The following is a 17,811-nucleotide window of genomic DNA, read 5'->3' on the forward strand; positions in this document are numbered from 1 at the left end:
TCCGCACCGCGTCGCAGAATCGCACGAACGCGGCAGGGATCCCCGGGATCCCTGCGGCGTTCGTGCGATTCTGCGGACTCAGACCTGGCCGTGCAGCGAGCTCTCCACGCCGCTGATCCGGGCCTGCTCGTCGAAGCGGATCGTCGCGGTGCCCGAGGCGTCGGTCACCGTGGCGCCGGAGAAGGACTCATCCGTCCAGGCGAGGGTCCACCCGGCGAGACGAGCGAGGTCCCAGACCGCCGTGCGGGCGTCGGGAAGGGGCGTCTGCGCGAGGGTGCGGGGGAGGGCCACCACCGTGTCGGCGACCGTGAGCGGGGCGAGCGGGGCGTCGAGCAGGAACACCGCGCGGGTGCCGCCGTCGACGGGGGCCGAGTAGTACGGGGAGCGTCCGGTGAGCTCCACCGCCACGCCGCCGATCGTGTGCGCCGCGCGGGCGATCCACTCCGCGTCGCCCGGGGCATCGGCCGGGAACGGGACCTCCGGGGCGGTGAGGTCGGCGATCCCGTGCTGCTCGCCGTACGCGCGGAGCTGCGCCGCGACGCCCTGGGGGTCGCCCTGGGGGTGCGCCCACGCCCACAGCAGCGAGCGCGGGCCGGGGGCGATCGTGGCGATGAGGTGCGCGCGGGTCACGAGCTGCCGGGTCGGGTCGTCGTTCGCGGTGAAGGTCAGGGTCCCCGCCGCGAGGTCGGCGTCCCACCGGTGCTCGCCGAGCGCATCGGCGGCCGCGGAGAGGGCGTCCTGGCGGAGCGCGGTGAAGAGGGCGGCACGGTCGGCGAGGGGCTGCAGCGGGGGGAAGGTCATGCCCACAGTCTCGCCGGGATTGCTATGAATCCGCCACTCCCGCGCGCTCCGGGACGGCCGCCGCGGGCCGCCCCATCCGCCACACCGAGGGGACGAGCAGGGTGATCAGGGCGATCGCCGCATAGAGGACCGCGGAGGTGGTGAGCACGGTGGCCGGCTCCGCGTGCGTGACGAGCCAGCCGTACACGAGCGTGCCGATGGGCATCACGACGAAGCTGCCGAGCATGTCGTAGCTCGCGACCCGCGAGAGCTTCTCCCCGGGGATGTTCTCCATCATCGCGAGGTTCCAGCCGGTCGCGAAGACCTCGGCCCCGGCCCCGGCGACGAACGCGGCCATCGCGAGCAGGACCACGGCCGGGTGCACGCCGAGGAGGGTGAGCGGCAGGGCGAACGCCGCCATCCCGATCATCCCGTAGCGCAGAGGCCGGCGGAGCGGGAACCACATCAGCAGCAGGGTCATCACGAGGACCCCTGCACCCTCTGCGCTCACGACCCACCCCCAGCCGGAGATGCCGAGGCGATCGTCGTTCTTCGCGATGTACGGGCCGACGACGCCCCAGGCGCCGACGTGGATCGCGTTCATGATCATGAAGGCGAGCACGATGGTCCACAGCCAGGAGCGGCTCCAGAACTCGTGCCATCCCACCCGGAGGTCGTGGAACATCGTGGTGCCGCCGGAGGCCGCGGGGGGCGGGAGCTTCACGAGCGCGAGGACCGGGATCGCGAGCAGCCAGCCCGCCGCCTGCACGACCATGGCCCACGCGGGTCCCGCGGTGGCCACCAGGACCCCGGCGATGACCGGGCCGCCGATCGTGACGGCCGAGCGGACGAACGACAGCATCGCGTTCGCCTGCTGGAGGTGCGCGGGGGTGGTCAGCTGCGGGATGATGCCCTGCATCGCGGGGAGCACGAACGCGGACGAGGCGCCGTTGATCGCGGAGAGCACGGCGAGGAGCGGGACCGTGGCCGTGCCGGTGAACAGGAGAGCGGCCATGGCTCCGACCGACAGGATGTCCACGACGTAGCACGACTGGATGATGATGGCGCGGGGGAGGCGATCGGCGACGACGCCCCCGAACAGGACGAACACGATGTTGCTGATCGTGAAGGCCGCGAGCACGATCGAGAGCGACCGGGCGTCGTTGTCGATCTCGAGCACCGCGAAGGCCAGGGCGATGGCCGACATCGAGCCCGTGACGAGCGTCAGGGCGCGCGCGAGGAAGAACCACCGGAAGTTGCGGTCCTGCATCGCCGCCAGTCTGTGCACCGGCTCATCCTTCCCGCCCGCTTCGAATCGCGCAAATGGCCCCATTCCGGCCGCGGATGGAGCCAGGTGCGCGACTCGAAGTCAGTAGCTGGGGCGGCCGGAGGCGTCGGAGCGGGGGACGAAGCGGGCGGCGAGGGCCTCGGAGGCGCGGGCGAGGAGAGCGACGTCGGCGCCCACGGCCACGAAGTCCGCACCCGCCGCGAGATACGCGTCGGCGGCGGAGGGGTCGAAGGCGTTCACGCCCACGGGCTTCCCGGCGGCGTGGACCGCGGCGAACACCGACTCCACGGCGGCGACCACGTCCGGATGCGTCTGCTGTCCGAGCAGGCCCATCGACGCGGACAGGTCGGAGGGCCCGACGAACACCGCGTCCACCCCGTCGACCGCGGCGATGTCGGCGGCGGCCTCGACCCCCGCGGCCGTCTCGATCTGCACCGTCAGCGACACGTGCTGCGCGGATTCCTGCAGGTAGCGGTCGACGCGGTTCCAGCGGGCGCTGCGGGCGAGGGCGCTGCCGACCCCGCGGACGCCCTCGGGGGGATAGCGGGTCGCGGCCACGGCGGCCCTGGCCTCGTCGGCGGACGACACCATCGGCACGATGAGGTTCTGCGCGCCGAGGTCGAGGACCTGCTTGATCGCGACCGCATCGTTGAAGGGCACCCGGACGAGCGGGGCGACAGGATAGGCCGCGACCGCCTGGAGCTGGGTCAGCACGGACTCGAGCGTGTTCGCCGAGTGCTCCATGTCGATGAGCAGCCAGTCCAGTCCGGAGCCCGCGGCGACCTCGGCGAGCAGCGGGCTGCCGGAGCACACCCACATCCCCACGAAGGGACGATCGGACGCGGCGAGCTGCGCGCGGAAGGACGGATCTAGACGAAGCGGCATGTGATGGTCCCCATCGGTCCGTAGTCGCACAGCACCTCGTCGCCGCGCGACACCCACATCGGGCGTGTGAACGATCCTGCCAGGATGATCTCGCCCGCCTCCAGACGCGCGCCGTGCTGATGGAACTTGTTCGCGAGCCACGCCACTCCGGTGGCCGGATGCCCGAGCACCCCGGCGGCGACGCCGGTCTCCTCGATCTCCCCGTTGCGGGACAGCACGCCGGGCACCCAGCGCAGGTCGATCTCGTCCGGGCGCTTGCGCACCGTCCCCAGCACCATCGCCCCGTAGGCGGCGTTGTCGCTGATGGTGTCGACGATCGTGCGGCCCTCGAGCTCGATGTGCGAGTTCAGCACCTCGAGGGCCGGCACGGCGTAGTCGATCGCGGCGAGGGCGTCCTCCAGCGTGCAGTCGGGGCCCTCCAGTGGTTCCTTGAGCACGAACGCGAGCTCGACCTCGATGCGGACATTGGAGAAGTGATCCGTGGGGATCTCCGCGCCCGACTCGTACACGGTGTCGTCGAACATGACGCCGTAGTCGGGCTCGGTGATCCCCGTCGCCTGCTGCATGGCCTTCGAGGTCAGGCCGATCTTGCGCCCGACCAGCCGGCGGCCGGCCGCGACCTGCGAATCCCGCCACACGCCCTGGATGGCGTAGGAGTCCTCCACGGTCGCCTCGGGGTACCGCGCGGTGATGCGCGGGATGACCCCGTGCGTGCGGTCGGCCTCCGCGAGCTCCGCGGCGATCTGCGCGATCGTCTCCTCAGACAGCATGAGCTTCTCCTAGAGCTGGTGGCCGAGCTTGTACTCGCCCTGCTTGTACTCCGGCATCGACTTTTCGCCCTCGTCCGCGCGGGTGTAGGAGAAACCGTCGGCGCCGATCGTCACGGCCATCTCGCTGGAGTCCGTGCGGGCGACGACGGGCTGCGGGTTGCCGTCGAGGTCGAGCACGAGCGAGGCGTCGGTGTACCAGGAGGGCACCACCGGGGTGCCCCACCAGTCGCGGCGCTGGTTGTCGTGCACGTCCCAGGTGACGACCGGGTTGTCCGGGTCGCCCGTGTAGTAGTCCTGCGTGTAGATCTCGACGCGGTGGCCGTCCGGGTCGCGCAGGTAGAGGTAGAACGCGTTGGAGACGCCGTGCCGGCCGGGGCCGCGCTCGATGGCGTCGGAGCGGCGCAGCGCCCCGAGCTTGTCGCAGATCGCGAGGATGTTGTGCTTCTCGTGCGTCGCGAAGGCGACGTGGTGCATGCGCGGACCGTCGCCGCCCGTCGCCGCGGTGTCGTGCACGGTGGGCTTGCGGCGCATCCACGCGGCGTACACGGTGCCCTCGTCGTCCTGGATGTCCTCCGTCACGCGGAAGCCGAGGTCCTGGTAGTGGCGCACCGCGCGCGGCACGTCGGGGGTGACCTGGTTGAAGTGGTCGAGGCGCACGAGCTCGCCGGGGGTGTGCAGGTCGTACCGCCAGGACAGGCGCTCCACGTGCTCGGTGGCGTAGAAGAACTCGTACGGGAAGCCGAGCGGGTCGACGACGCGCACGGAGTCGCCGATGCCCTTCACGAAACCGTTCTCCTGACGACGGACGTCGCAGCCGAGCTCCGTGTAGAACTCCACGGCGCGGTCGAGGTCCTCCGCGGCGCGCACCCGGTACGAGAACGCGGCGACCGCGGCGATGGGCCCCTGACGCAGGACGAGGTTGTGGTGGATGAACTCCTCGGTCGAGCGCAGGTAGATCGCCTCGTCGTCCTCCTCGGTCACGTACAGGCCCAGGATGTCGACGTAGAACTGCCGCGAGGCGGCCAGGTCGGTCACGACGAGCTCCATGTACGCGCAGCGCAGGATGTCCGGCGGCGTGCTCTTCGGCGTCGCGACGGGGTTGTCGCTCTGGATCGGGGCCTCCTGGCTCACGTAGTAGCCGGAGGAGGTGAGGGTCTTGGCGGTCTTGTCGGTCATGTCAGCGTCCTTGCTTGTGTCCGGCGGGCGTCAGTTCTTGCCGAACGTCGGGTTGTGCGGGGTCGAGGCGAGCGTGATGTGCACGCTCTGCTGGTCGGTGTAGAAGTCGATGGAGCGGTAGCCGCCCTCGTGGCCCAGGCCCGACGCCTTCACGCCGCCGAACGGCGTGCGGAGGTCACGGACGTTGTTGCTGTTCAGCCACACCATGCCGGCCTCGACGGACTGCGCGAACGTGTGGGCGCGCTTGAGGTCGTTCGTCCAGATGTAAGCGGCGAGGCCGTACTTCGTGTTGTTCGCGAGCGCCAGTGCCTCCTCGTCGGAGTCGAACGGGGTGATGGCGACGACCGGGCCGAAGATCTCCTCCTGGAAGATGCGGGCGTCGGGGGCGACGTCGGCGAACACCGTCGGGGCGACGAAGTTCCCCTCCTCGAAGCCCTCGGGACGACCGCCACCGGCGACCAGGCGGCCCTCGGTCTTGCCGATCTCGACGTAGGACATCACCTTGTCGTAGTGCTCGGGGTGCACGAGCGCGCCGACCTCGGTCTCGGGGTCGTGCGGGTAGCCGACCTTGACGCGCTGCGCCTGCGCGGCATAGCGCTCCACGAACTCGTCGTAGATCGAGCGCTCCACGATGATGCGGGACCCGGCGGTGCAGCGCTCGCCGTTGAGGGAGAAGACGCCGAAGATGGTGGCGTCGACGGCGGCCTCCAGGTCGGCGTCTGCGAAGACCACGGCGGGCGACTTGCCGCCGAGCTCCATCGACAGGCCCTTGAGGAACGGCGCGGCGTTGCCGAAGATGATCTGCCCCGTGCGGCTCTCGCCGGTGAAGGAGATGAGCGGCACGTCAGGGTGCTTCACCAGCGCGTCGCCGGCGTCTTCGCCGAGGCCGTTGACGAGGTTGAAGACGCCCTGCGGGAGCCCCGCCTCCTCGAAGATGCCCGCCCACAGCGAGGCGGAGAGGGGCGTGAACTCGGCCGGCTTGAGGACGACCGTGTTGCCGGTCGCGAGCGCGGGGCCGAGCTTCCAGGACTCGAGCATGAACGGCGTGTTCCACGGGGTGATGAGCCCGGCGACGCCGATCGGCTTGCGGTTGACGTAGTTCATCTGCTTGCCCGGCACCTTGAAGGCGTCGTCGGCCTGGGCGACGATCAGGTCGGCGAAGAAGCGGAAGTTCTCGGCGGCGCGGCGGGCCTGACCGAGGGCCTGGGTGATCGGCAGGCCGGAGTCGTACGACTCCAGCTCCGCGAGCCGGGCGTCGCGCGACTCCACGATGTCGGCGATCCTGTGCAGCACGCGCGAGCGCTCGCGGGGGAGCATGCGCGGCCAGGGGCCCTCGTCGAAGGCGCGCTTGGCGGCGGCGACGGCCCGCTCGATGTCGGCCTTCTTGCCGGCGGCGGCCGTCGTGTAGGTCTGGTTCGTCACCGGGTCGAGCACGTCGAACGTGTCGCCGTCGATCGAGTCGACGAAGGCGCCGTCGATGTAGTGCTGGATGTGGTCGGGCAGGTCGGCGGGGATGCGGGAGTCGGTCATGATGCTTCTCCTTCGGCGGGGACGGAACGGGTGTGCAGGGCGTCGAGGAACGCGTCCCTCGTGCGCCACCGGTGGTTGCGGGCGGCGAGCTCGATCTCCAGCGGCTCGGCGCCGTCGCGGATCAGCTCGAGGATCTGGGTGTGCTCGTCGACCGAGTGGTGGGCGCGGCCGGGCACGTAGGCGAAGGTCGAGTCGCGGATGCCGGACAGCCGGGCCCAGCCGCGGTGCACGAGGTCGAGCAGGTGCGGGTTGGGGCACGGCTCGAACAGCACGGAGTGGAACTGCCGGTTGAGCTCGGTGAACGTGTGCGGGTCGAAGTGGTCGAGCAGGCGGCTCATGCGCTCGTTGACCTCCGCGGCCTGCGTGAGCGCGTCGGCGTCGAGCAGGGGAGCGGAGAGCGCGGTGGCCGCCCCTTCGACGAGTCCGAGCGTCTGCATGGTGTGCGCGTATTCGCCCTCGTCCACGAGGGTCACGCGGGCGCCGACGTTGCGCTCGAAGGTCACGAGCCCCTCGGCCTCCAGGCGGCGGATCGCCTCGCGCACCGGGACCACGCTCATCCCCAGCTCCTCGGCGATCGGACCGAGGACCAGGCGGTAGCCGGGACCGTAGGTGTGCGCCGAGATGCGCGCGCGGATCCAGGCGTACGCCTGCTCCGACTTGCTGGCGCTCTCGACCGTGCTCACTTCCGCTCCGCTCCAGTGCCTGTCGCCTGCTCGTAGCGGGCGCGCCACTCGGCGTTCATCGGGAAGAGGCCGTCGACCGGGTGCCCGGCGGCGACCTGCTCGGCGATCCAGGCGTCCTCGATCTCCTGGGCCACGGCGTCGGCGGCGACCTCGGCGGCGAGAGCCGGGGGGATCACGATCACGCCGTCGCTGTCGCCGACGATGATGTCGCCGGGCTGCACGGTGGCACCGCCGCACGAGATCGTCACGTCGACGTCCCACGGCACGTGCTTGCGGCCGAGCACCGAGGGGTGAGCGCCCTGCGAGAAGACCGGGAGTCCGATCTCGGCTACGGCCTGGAAGTCGCGCACACCGCCGTCGGTGACCACGCCCGCCGCGCCGCGGGTCTGCGCGCGCAGGGCGAGGATGTCGCCGAGCGTGCCGGTGGTCGCGTCGCCGCGGGCCTCGATGACGATGACCTCGCCTTCGGCGACCGCGTCGAACGCGCGCTTCTGGGCGTTGTACCCACCGCCGTGGGTGCGGAAGAGGTCTTCGCGGAACGGCACGAAGCGGAGGGTCTTCGCGGTGCCGACGATCTTCGTGCCCGGGAGGTTGGCGGAGACCCCGTCGATGAAGCAGGAGTGGTGTCCGCGCTTGCGCAGCTGTGCCGAGAGGCCGGCGGTGGGGGCTTCGAGGAGCTGCGCGCGGAGCTCCGGGGTGAGCGTGGGCGCCGTGTCCTCGACGGGCAGGCCGGCGAGCTCGCGGGAGCCCCAGGCCTCGGTGCGCTGGAGGTCGTCGACCGCGGGGAGCGAGCCGAGGTCGCCGTCGAAGGGGACATCCCCCTGCGTGACGGTCGTGACCAGACGGCCGGACGTGGGGGCGCCGGGGGTGTCCGGGGCGTCGACCTCGATCTCGACCACGTCGCCGGGGACGATGACCGACGAGCCCGCGGGGGTGCCGGTGAGGATCACGTCGCCGGTCTCCAGCGTGAAGTGCTGGGAGAGGTCGGCGACGAGCTGGGCCAGCGGGAAGATGAGCCCGGCGGTGGTGTCGTCCTGGCGGAGCTCGCCGTTCACCCAGGCGCGCACGCGGAGGGCCGCCGGGTCGACCGTGCGGGCGTCGATCAGCTCCGGACCGAGCGGGGTGTACCCGTCGCCGCCCTTGGAGCGGACGTTGGAGCCCTTGTCGTTGGCGCGCAGATCGTAGAGACCGAGGTCGTTCGCGGCGGTCACCCACTGCACGTGATCCCAGGCGTCGGCGAGGGCGACCCGGCGGGCCGGGGCGCCGATGATCAGCGCGATCTCCCCCTCGAACGCGAGCAGCTCGGTGCCGGCGGGGCGCTCGACGGTGCCGCCGGAGACCCCGACCGAACTGGCCGGCTTGAAGAAATAGGAGGGGTGGGCGGGGCGTCGACCGCGCTGGTCGGCCCGCGAGGCGTAGCTCAGGTGGATCGCGATGATCTTCCCCGGGCGGGCGATGGTGTCCGTCACGGATGCGCCTCCTCGCGCTCGTCAGGACGCGTTGTGCGTCGTATCCGAAATCATATATCATCGTCTCACCCCTCGGCAAGCAGATCGGATTCACGTCCGGGCGCGCCGTGACAACGCGGTCACAAGCACAAAGGAGACACCCCATGAGCGGGCAGTCACAGGGTGGGTTCACGCCCACCGGAACCATCGCGACGGCGGCCGACCGGCGTCGTGTCGTCTTCGCCACCGTCGTCGGGACCACCGTCGAGTGGTACGACTTCTTCATCTACGCCACGGCGGTCGGGCTCGTCTTCGGACAGCTCTTCTTCGCGCCGCTCGGCGCCAACAGCGCTCTCGTCGGCTTCGCCACGGTCGGTGTGAGCTTCCTCTTCCGGCCCCTCGGCGCGTTCCTCGCCGGCCACTACGGCGACAAGCTCGGCCGCAAGGCCGTGCTGATGTGGACGCTGATCCTCATGGGGGCCGCGACCGCCCTGATCGGTCTGCTCCCCACGTACGAGACCATCGGCGTCATGGCGCCGGTCCTCCTCGTGCTGCTGCGCATCGTGCAGGGCATCTCGGCCGGCGGCGAGTGGGGCGGCGCAGTGCTGATGGCCGTCGAGCACGCCCCGCGCAAGAAGCGCGGCATCTTCGGCGCCTCCCCGCAGATCGGCGTGCCGCTCGGCCTGCTGCTCGCCTCGGGCGTCATGGCGCTGATGACCGCGATCGCTCCGGGCGACCAGTTCCTCGCGTGGGGCTGGCGCGTGCCGTTCCTGCTGAGCGTCGTGCTGATCCTCGTGGGCTACTACGTCCGCCGTCGGGTGGAGGAGAGCCCGGTGTTCGCCGAGCTCGCCGAGCGCAAGGAGAAGGCGAAGATGCCGATCGTGCAGCTCTTCCGCAAGCACCTGCTGCTCGTCATCATCGCGGCCCTCGTCTTCGCCGGGAACAACGCCGTGGGCTACATGACCACCGGCGGCTACATCCAGGGCTACGCCACGAACCCCGAAGGGCCCATCGGCCTCGAGCGCGGGCCCGTGCTGTGGGCGGTCACCGGATCGGCCGTGACCTGGCTGCTCACCACGCTGCTGGCCGGCTGGGTGTCCGACCGCATCGGCCGTCGCACGACCTACCTCATCGGCTGGGTGCTCCAGCTCGTCGGCGTGTTCACGCTGTTCCCGCTCGTCAACACGGGTGACGTGGGGCTGCTGTTCGCGGGTCTCGCGATCCTCACGATCGGCCTGGGCTTCACCTACGGGCCGCAGGCGGCGCTGTACACCGAGCTGTTCCCCGCGAGCATCCGGTTCTCCGGTGTCTCCATCTCGTACGCGATCGGCGCGATCGCCGGTGGCGCCTTCGCGCCCACGATCGCGACGTTCATCGTCGATCAGACCGGCTCCACCGAGGCGGTCACCTGGTACCTCGCGGGCATGACCCTCCTCGGCCTCGTCGCCACGCTCCTGCTGCGCGACCGCTCGGGCATCCCGCTCGGTCCGGACCATGAGGAGGAGCAGTCGGTCAGCCCGATCCGCGGGCTCGCGAAGGTCTGACCCGCCCCTGCCACGAGAGCGCACGTCCCGTCCCGGGGCGTGCGCTCTCGGGCATTCCGGCTCAGCCGTCGAGGGCTTCGCGGATGAGGGCGGCGGAACGCTGGAGTCGCGCGGCGATCTCCGCGTCGTCCAGGTCGGTGGCCACGTGCACGACCGCGATCGCGGCGGGACGCTGGCCGCGCAGACGCAGCGAGACGGCGACGGACTGCACCGTGGGGATGACCTCGTCGTGGCTGGTCGCGTACCCGCGTGCGGCGGCGGTGTCGACGTCGGCGCGCAGGGCGGGGGAGATGCCGACGGGCACCTCCGCGCCGTCGAGCTGCGCGAGGATCGCCTTCCCGGGGGCGCCGACCGTGACGGAGTGCCGGGCGCCGGGCCGCTGCGCGACGCTGGCGACGGCGTGCCGCGGCTCGACGCTGGCGAGGGTGATGCACTCGGCCCCGTCGAGGACGGCGAGGAAGCAGGTCATGCCGAGCTCGTTCGCGATGGCGGTGAGCTCCGGCAGGGCCTCGGCCTGGAGGTCGTGGGCGACGCCGGCGGCGAGGGCGGCCATGCGGGCGCCGAGGCTCACGGCGCCGCTCGCGTCGCGGGTGACGAGACCGTGATCCTCGAGGGTGCGGAGGAGGCGGTAGGCGATGGACCGGTGCACATCGAGGCGTCCGGCGATGTCGTCGATGGTCAGCGCGCCGCGGGCGTCGGCGAGCACCTCGAGGATGCGGATGCCGCGGCTCAATGTCTGAGAGGCGGGGGTGACGGGGCGCTCGGGCATGGCTCTCCTTGCGATGCGCGAGGCACCGGTCTAGGCTGTGTTCAATAGTAGAACACTGTGTTCGAATATAGAACACGGTGTTCCTGGACGCAACACCCGACGAAGACGTCCGGAAGGAATCGACGACGATGCAGTTCCACCACCACGGCTATGTGTCCGGAGACCCGCGCGTGCAGGACGCCGCTGGCACCGGGATCGACCGCCCCGCCGCCCTGCCCGACGAGGTCGACGTCCTCATCGTCGGCTCCGGGCCCGCGGGGATGCTGCTCGCGGCACAGATGTCGCAGTACCCCGACATCACGACCCGCATCATCGAGAAGCGCGAGGGCCGCCTCGTCCTCGGACAGGCCGACGGCATCCAGCCCCGCAGCGTGGAGACCTTCCAGGCCTTCGGCTTCGCCGAGCGCATCATCGCCGAGGCCTACAACATCGGCTGGATGAACTTCTGGGGCCCCGACCCCGAGCACCCCGATCGGATCGTGCGGACCACCCGCACCGCCGACTACGCCTACGACATCTGCGAGTTCCCGCACCTCATCGTCAACCAGGCCCGCGTGCTCGACTACTTCGCCGAGGCGGCGGCCGACGGCCCCGGACGGATCGTGCCGGACTACGGCGTCGAATTCCTCGGGCTCACCGTGCACGAGGAGGGCGAGTACCCGGTCGAGGTGCGCGTCCGCCATGTCGGCGAGGCCGACGAACGCGTCGTCCGGGCGAAGTACGTGGTGGGCTGCGACGGCGCCAGGAGCGGCGTGCGGCAGGCGATCGGCCGCACGCACGTCGGCGCGAGCGCCGCGCACGCCTGGGGCGTCATGGACGTGCTCGTCAACACCGACTTCCCGGACTGGCGCACCAAGTGCGCGATCAACTCGAAGGCCGGCAACATCCTGCACATCCCGCGGGAGGGCGGTTACCTCAGCCGCATGTACATCGACCTCGGCGAGGTCGCGGCGGACGACGACCACCGCGTGCGGCAGACGCCCATCGAGGAGATCATCCGGCGCGCCAACGCGATCCTCCTCCCCTACACGCTCGATGTGAAGCAGGTGGCCTGGCACAGCGTCTACGAGGTCGGCCACCGCGTGACCGACGGCTTCGACGACGTGGACCCCGGCGCCGACCGCAGCCCGCGCGTCTTCCTCACCGGCGACGCCTGCCACACCCACAGCGCCAAGGCCGGCCAGGGCATGAACGTGTCGATGCAGGACGGGTTCAACCTCGGCTGGAAGCTCGGTTCCGTGCTGAGCGGCCGGGCGCCCGAGTCGCTGCTCGCCACGTACGGCGCCGAGCGTCGTCCCGTCGCGCAGCAGCTCATCGACTTCGACCGCGAGTGGTCCAGCCTCATGGCGCGCAAGCCCGAGGAGATCTCCGACCCGAACGAGCTGGCCACGTACTACCTGGCGACGGCCGAGTTCCCGTCCGGGTTCATGACCCAGTACACGTCCTCCATGATCACCGGCACCGACGCCCACCAGGCGCTCGCGGTCGGGTACCCGCTGGGCAAGCGCTTCAAGTCGGCGGAGGTCGTCCGGGTCGGGGACGGCAACGTCGTCCACCTCGGACACCACGCGAAGGCCGACGGCCGGTGGCGGGTCTATGCGTTCGGCGACCGGACCGGCGAGGCGCTCGCCGCGTGGGCGGAGGAGGCGGCGCCCGTGTTCGCACGGTTCACCCCGGCTGATGCCGACGCCGACGCCGTGTTCGACGTGAAGGCCGTGTACCAGCAGCCCTTCGAGGAGGTCGAGGTCACGACGACGCCCGAGCTCTTCCAGCCGAAGACCGGCCCGCTCGGACTCACCGACTGGGAGAAGGTCTACGCTGCGGGCCCGAGCAAGTGGTGCGGAACGGACATCTTCGAGGCGCGGGAGCTGTCCCGCGACGGCGTCGTGATCGTCGTGCGCCCGGACCAGTACGTCGCCGCGATCCTCCCGCTCGACGGCGTGGACGAGCTGGCGGGCTTCCTGGACGGGGCGCTGCTTCCCGCGCGCTGAACCTCGGCATGACACGTGTCATGCCGAGGAGATGACACCGCCCTCCGGACGGCCGCCCGCTCCGGCGCGAGGCTGGAGGCATGAACGAGACATCCGTGCAGGAGGCGGCACCGCGCGTCGCGTCGTCCTCCGCGTCCCCCGCCGTCGATGACAGACCCGTGGCGCTGGAGCTGATCGACGTGCGCAAGCACTTCGGCAGCGGCGAGCGCCGCGTGCCGGCCGTCGACGGTGTCGACCTCTCCGTCCGGCGCGGCGAGGTGGTCGCCCTGCTCGGCCCCAACGGCGCGGGCAAGACCACCACGCTCGACATGCTCCTCGGGCTCACCGCCCCCAGCAGCGGGACCGTGCGCGTGCTCGGGGCGGCTCCGGAACGGGCCACCGCGAACGGGGCCATCGGGGCCGTGCTGCAGACCGGGGGCCTGCTCGGCGACCTCACCGTCGGCGAGACCGTGCGGCTGATCGCCTCGCTGTACGGGCGGGAAGCCCTCGCACGCGTGCCGGAGGTGATGCGCCGTGCCGACCTCGCCGGTCTCGCGCGCCGCCGGGTGTCCAAGTGCTCGGGCGGCGAGCAGCAGCGCGTGAAGTTCGCGCTCGCGATGATCTCCGATCCCGACATCCTCGTGCTCGACGAGCCGACCGCCGGCATGGACGTCACCGCGCGGCGCCACTTCTGGGACGTGATGCGCGCCGACGCGGACGCCGGGCGCACGATCGTGTTCGCCACGCACTATCTGGAGGAGGCGGAGCAGTTCGCCCGCCGCACGGTGGTCATGCATCGGGGCACCGTTGTCGCGGACGCGCCCACCGCCCTGCTCCGTGCGAGCCTCGGTGAGCGCACGGTCTCCGCCACCGTGCCCGCCGTGTCGGACGCGCTGGTCGCGGCCTTGACCGCCGCGGAGGGCGTGACGGGCGTGCGCATCGACGGGGACCGCCTCAGCCTCCGCGCCACCGACTCCGACGCCGCCGCCCGCCTGCTGCTGGACGGGGGAGCGCATGACCTGGAGATCGCCGCCGCCACGCTCGAGACCGCCTTCACCGCCCTCACGGAGGACTGACATGACCACGACCGTCTCGCCCACCATGCTGCGCATCGAGGGGCTGCGCCAACTGCGCAACCCCTACACGCTCGCCTTCACCCTCGCCATGCCCGTGGCCATGTACCTGCTCTTCGGTGCGGGCATGGGGTACGGCACGCTCTCCGCCGGCAACGGCAACGTCTCCTTCTACGTGATGGTCTCGATGGCGGCCTACGGCACCGCGGTGGCGATGAGCTCGCTCACCTCGCTCGCGGCCACCGAGGCCAAGCAGGGGTGGGGAAGGCAGCTCGCGATGACGCCGCTGACGACCACCGGCTACGCCCTGACGAAGCTGCTCACCGCCGTGTCGTTCGCGGCGCTCGCCCTCGTCGCGGTGTTCGTCGCCGGGCTGCTCACCGGCGCGGAGGCGGACGGCGCCTGGCGCTGGGTCGTGACCGCCGCCCTCATCCTCGGCATCGGCCTCATGTTCGGCCTCTACGGGCTCGGGGTCGGACTGTTCTTCGGCTCCGACTCCGCCGCCGCGCTCGCGTCCATCTCGATGACCTTCTTCGCCTTCTTCGGCAACGTGTTCATGCCGCTCGACGGCGTCATGCTCGACATCGCCCGGTTCACCCCGTTGTACGGCTTCGTCGCCCTGAGCCGGTGGCCGCTCACGGAGGGCGTGCTGACGACGGGGCAGACGGATGAGCTGTGGATGCTGCTCCTCAACGTCGCGGTCTGGCTCGTCGTCTTCGCGCTGCTGGTGACGATGGGCGTGCGGCGCTCGCGGTCACGGCGGTGAGCGCCCCGGCGCGACAGTAGGTTGGACGGATGACGATGCAGGAGGGCCGGGAGGCGGACGTCCGATCCGGGACGGGCAAGGACCCCTGGGCACGGTTCGGCTGGCTGATGGCCGTCGTCTGGCTCGTGTTCCTGATCTACCCGGTCCTCGCGCTGCTCGCCTCCGCCGCTCCGCCGGCGTGGGTCGTCACGGGATGGGTGGCGCTGGTCGCGTTCATCGTCCTCTATGTGACGGGGTTCCTGCACGGCATGCGCGGCGGAGGCGGCCTCGGTCGCGCCCCCTCGCGGCGGCAGTGGATCACGTTCGCCGCGCTCATCGCCTGCGCGCTCGTCACGATCCCGGCTGTGGGCGGGTCGGCGCTGAGCTTCCTGCCGTTCATCATGTCGTTCGCCTCGTACGGACTGACCCGTGCCTGGCACTGGATCTCGACCATCGCCGCGCTCGTGGTGGCGGCCGGCTGCGTCTTCCTCATCCCCGACAACCTCTCCTACCTATCCGTCCTCGCGATCGTCACCCTCCTCGGCGTCGTGAACACGGTCTCGACCTGGCTCATCGTGCGCTCGGCGGAGGCGGAGCGGCTGGGCCGGGAGCTGGCGACCAGCGAGGGGCGGGAAGCCGTGGCGCGCGACGTGCACGACCTCATCGGCCACTCGCTGACGGTCGTCGGACTCAAGGCACAGCTCGTGCGGCGGCTGATGGACTCCGACCCGGAGCGCGCCAAGGCCGAGCTCGCCGACATCGAACGTCTGACCGCGGAGGCCATCGCGGGAGTGCGGCAGACCGTCGCGGGTGCGCGGGCGACGACCCTCGTCGAGCAGCTCGCGTCGACCGAGGATTCGCTGCGCGCCGCGGACATCGCGCTCGTCGTGGACGGGACCCCGGACGCCCTTTCGCCGGTCCAGGCGATCACGGCGAGCTGGATCCTCCGCGAGGCGACGACCAACACGTTGCGGCACTCCGGGGCCGCGGCCGTCCGTGTGCGCATCGCTCCGGGCGTGCTCTCCGTGGAGGACGACGGTGTCGGGCCCGCGTCCGCGACCGGGCATCGCGAGGGCAACGGCATCCGGGGGATGCGGGAGCGCGCGGCGGCGGCCGGCGCCGGGTTCACCATGCGGCCCGGCGAGGTGGCGGGCACGCGGGTGGAGGTGACGTGGTGACGGCGGCCCCGATGGTTCCGATCCGGCTGCTCATCGCCGACGACCAGGCTCTCGTGCGCGGGGCGCTCGGGGCCCTGCTCGACCTGGAGCCGGATCTCGAGGTGCAGGGCCTGGCGGCGGACGGCGCGGAGGCGCTGCGCCTGGCGGAGGACCTGCAGCCGGACGTGTGTCTGATGGACATCCAGATGCCGGGCGTGGACGGCGTCGAGGCGACGAAACAGATCCGCGCGGCCAGTCCGCAGACGCGCGTGCTCGTGGTGACCACGTTCGCGCGACCCGGATACCTGCGCGCGGCACTCGACGCCGGGGCGAGCGGGTTCGTGGTGAAGGACACCCCGGCCGAGGAACTCGCCGCGGCCGTACGCCGCGTGCACGCCGGACTCCGGGTGCTCGATCCGAAACTCGCCGAGGAGAGCCTGTTCGAGGGAGCCAACCCGCTGAGCGACCGGGAGCGGCAGGTGCTGCGGCTGGCCGCCGATGGACGATCCGCAGCGGCCATCGCGGCGGAGGTGTTCCTATCGGCGGGCACCGTGCGCAACCACCTCTCCGCCGCGATCGGCAAGACCGGTGCCGAGAACCGGGCGCAGGCGGTGCGGATCGCGTCCGACAAGGGCTGGCTCTGACTCCTCTGGCGGGTGTCGGAGGCCGCGCGTACTGTGAGGGCCGTCGGGTGACGGAGCCCGACAGGAGGAGTGCGTGATGGACTGGAAGATCGAACTCATCTTCGTGCCGGTCAGCGATGTCGACCGGGCGAAGGACTTCTACGTGAAGATCGGTTTCCACGCCGACCATGATCAGGTGCCGTACGAGGGGCTGCGGTTCGTGCAGATGACCCCGCCGGGATCGGCCTGCTCGATCGCCTTCGGCACGGGGCTGACCAGCGGCTTGGAGCCGGGGCAGCAGAACACCATCCAGGTGGTCGTCCCCGACGCCGACGAGGCTCTCGCACACCTGCGGGGTCTCGGCGTGGAGGCGGAGGGCGTGGACGAGCAGGACTGGGGGCGATTCGTGCGCTTCGACGACCCCGATGGCAACACCTGGACCCTGCAGGAGCTCCCGGACTACAGCGCCCAGGGCTGACGGGTCCGGGTCCGGTTCGGCTCCCGGGTCGGGTCCGGGAGGTCAGGGGAGGCGGGTGGCTCCGCCGGAGACGACGAGGCCGCCGGAGGACGGGATCGCGACGCGGAGTTCGCTCGGGCGACCGACGTGGGCGCCCTGATGGATGCGGACGGTGTCGCCGGGATAGCCCTGGGCGCGGAGATAGGCGCCGACGGAAGCGGCCGCGGACCCTGTCGCCGGATCCTCCGTGATGCGCCCCACGGGGAAGAGGTTGCGGGCCTGGATCTCGGCCGGATCGTCGGCGTGCAGCACCGTCACCGTGCCGTGCCACCCCTGTGCGCGCATGAGGGCCGCCACGTCGGCGGGGGAGAAGCGGAACTGGTGGAAGAGCTCCCGGTCGGCGACGAAGACGATCGGATGCCAGTTGCCCGCGAACGCCTCGCGGACCGGGAAGCGCGGGTCGACATCGCCCGGCTCCATCCCCAGCAGAGCGAGGAGGCGGTCACGCACGACGGGGTCGAGGTCGCGCACCTCCGGCTCGACGCTCGTGAACGACACCGTGACCCGGCCGTCGGCGTCCGCGAAGGACTCCATGGACACGTCTCCGGCCGCGGTCTCGAACACGACCGCCCCCGGACCCTGCCGCTCGGCGAGGGCCACCGCGGTCGCGACCGTCGCATGCCCGCAGAACGGCACCTCCGCAGCCGGCGACCAGTAGCGCACGCGGAAGCGGGAGCCGTCCGCCGCGGCCTCCTGTACGAACGCGGTCTCGGAGTAGCCGACCTCGGCCGCGACCCGCTGCATGTCCGCCTCATCGAGCCCGTCGGCGTCGAAGACGACCCCCGCGGGGTTGCCGCCGTCCGGCGTCGCGGCGAAGGCGCTGTAGCGCAGGACCTCGGGAGCATCCGTCATT

General features: G+C 71.3%; 17 protein-coding genes. 7 read left to right on the forward strand and 10 right to left on the reverse strand.

The window, feature by feature from the left end; genetic code table 11:
* Positions 1-78 precede the first annotated feature (78 nt).
* The 8 genes from BLU02_RS14300 to BLU02_RS14335 all read right to left on the reverse strand — a co-directional run bounded on the left by BLU02_RS14300 (position 79) and on the right by BLU02_RS14335 (position 8,581).
* Positions 79-801, reverse strand: a complete 723-nt coding sequence (locus tag BLU02_RS14300; protein WP_060922858.1) for a DUF6882 domain-containing protein — start codon at positions 799-801, stop codon at positions 79-81.
* A 22-nt stretch (positions 802-823) separates the two neighbouring features.
* A complete protein-coding gene (locus BLU02_RS14305) occupies positions 824-2,068 on the reverse strand; it encodes an MFS transporter (protein ID WP_167627857.1) in 1,245 nt (414 codons plus the stop codon).
* Positions 2,069-2,149: 81 nt separating this feature from the next.
* Positions 2,150-2,953, reverse strand: coding sequence for an HpcH/HpaI aldolase family protein (locus BLU02_RS14310; RefSeq protein ID WP_060922856.1), 804 nt, complete (start codon positions 2,951-2,953; stop codon positions 2,150-2,152).
* Positions 2,938-3,723 carry a fumarylacetoacetate hydrolase family protein gene (locus BLU02_RS14315; RefSeq protein ID WP_060922855.1) on the reverse strand — a complete coding sequence of 262 codons (786 nt, stop codon included), beginning with the start codon at positions 3,721-3,723 and terminating at the stop codon, positions 2,938-2,940. Before BLU02_RS14315 ends, BLU02_RS14310 begins: the two co-directional genes overlap by 16 nt.
* 9 nt (positions 3,724-3,732) lie before the next feature.
* Positions 3,733-4,899 carry a 3,4-dihydroxyphenylacetate 2,3-dioxygenase gene (gene hpaD, locus BLU02_RS14320; RefSeq protein ID WP_060922854.1) on the reverse strand — a complete coding sequence of 389 codons (1,167 nt, stop codon included), beginning with the start codon at positions 4,897-4,899 and terminating at the stop codon, positions 3,733-3,735.
* Between the two features lie 30 nt (positions 4,900-4,929).
* A complete protein-coding gene (gene hpaE, locus BLU02_RS14325; RefSeq protein WP_025103810.1) occupies positions 4,930-6,429 on the reverse strand; it encodes a 5-carboxymethyl-2-hydroxymuconate semialdehyde dehydrogenase in 1,500 nt (499 codons plus the stop codon).
* Positions 6,426-7,112 carry a GntR family transcriptional regulator gene (locus tag BLU02_RS14330; protein WP_060922853.1) on the reverse strand — a complete coding sequence of 229 codons (687 nt, stop codon included), beginning with the start codon at positions 7,110-7,112 and terminating at the stop codon, positions 6,426-6,428. Before BLU02_RS14330 ends, hpaE begins: the two co-directional genes overlap by 4 nt.
* Positions 7,109-8,581, reverse strand: coding sequence for a fumarylacetoacetate hydrolase family protein (locus tag BLU02_RS14335; protein ID WP_060922852.1), 1,473 nt, complete (start codon positions 8,579-8,581; stop codon positions 7,109-7,111). The genes BLU02_RS14330 and BLU02_RS14335 overlap by 4 nt, the downstream gene beginning before the upstream one ends.
* A 143-nt stretch (positions 8,582-8,724) precedes the next feature.
* On the opposite strand from BLU02_RS14335, the gene BLU02_RS14340 reads away from it, so the two are divergent.
* Positions 8,725-10,104: an MFS transporter gene (locus BLU02_RS14340; RefSeq protein WP_060922851.1), complete on the forward strand. Its 1,380-nt coding sequence runs from the start codon at positions 8,725-8,727 to the stop codon at positions 10,102-10,104.
* Between the two features lie 61 nt (positions 10,105-10,165).
* Here BLU02_RS14340 and BLU02_RS14345 read toward each other — a convergent pair whose 3' ends face one another.
* Positions 10,166-10,873, reverse strand: coding sequence for an IclR family transcriptional regulator (locus tag BLU02_RS14345; RefSeq protein ID WP_083371024.1), 708 nt, complete (start codon positions 10,871-10,873; stop codon positions 10,166-10,168).
* A 128-nt stretch (positions 10,874-11,001) separates the two neighbouring features.
* Between BLU02_RS14345 and BLU02_RS14350 the strand changes: the two genes are divergently transcribed.
* The 6 genes from BLU02_RS14350 (at position 11,002) to BLU02_RS14375 (ending at position 16,919) form a co-directional block, all read left to right on the forward strand.
* Entirely contained in the window at positions 11,002-12,864 is a 1,863-nt protein-coding gene (locus BLU02_RS14350) for an FAD-dependent monooxygenase (protein ID WP_060923466.1), read from the forward strand.
* 80 nt (positions 12,865-12,944) lie between these two features.
* The gene (locus BLU02_RS14355; protein WP_082750169.1) at positions 12,945-13,919 is read left to right on the forward strand and encodes an ABC transporter ATP-binding protein; all 975 of its coding nucleotides are present in this window, start codon (positions 12,945-12,947) and stop codon (positions 13,917-13,919) included.
* A 1-nt stretch (position 13,920) separates the two neighbouring features.
* On the forward strand, positions 13,921-14,682 hold the full coding sequence (locus tag BLU02_RS14360; protein ID WP_060923464.1) for an ABC transporter permease: 762 nt from the start codon (positions 13,921-13,923) through the stop codon (positions 14,680-14,682).
* Between the two features lie 29 nt (positions 14,683-14,711).
* Positions 14,712-15,839, forward strand: coding sequence for a sensor histidine kinase (locus BLU02_RS14365; RefSeq protein ID WP_060923465.1), 1,128 nt, complete (start codon positions 14,712-14,714; stop codon positions 15,837-15,839).
* A gap of 11 nt (positions 15,840-15,850) precedes the next feature.
* A complete protein-coding gene (locus BLU02_RS14370; RefSeq protein ID WP_083371087.1) occupies positions 15,851-16,462 on the forward strand; it encodes a response regulator transcription factor in 612 nt (203 codons plus the stop codon).
* 76 nt (positions 16,463-16,538) lie between these two features.
* A complete protein-coding gene (locus BLU02_RS14375) occupies positions 16,539-16,919 on the forward strand; it encodes a VOC family protein (protein WP_025103820.1) in 381 nt (126 codons plus the stop codon).
* Between the two features lie 42 nt (positions 16,920-16,961).
* Here BLU02_RS14375 and BLU02_RS14380 read toward each other — a convergent pair whose 3' ends face one another.
* Positions 16,962-17,810 (reverse strand): PhzF family phenazine biosynthesis protein, encoded by an 849-nt coding sequence (locus BLU02_RS14380; protein ID WP_060923644.1) that lies wholly within the window; start codon positions 17,808-17,810, stop codon positions 16,962-16,964.
* Position 17,811: the final 1 nt, after the last annotated feature.

Source organism: Microbacterium paraoxydans (assembly GCF_900105335.1).
GTDB classification, from domain to species: Bacteria; Actinomycetota; Actinomycetes; order Actinomycetales; family Microbacteriaceae; genus Microbacterium; species Microbacterium paraoxydans.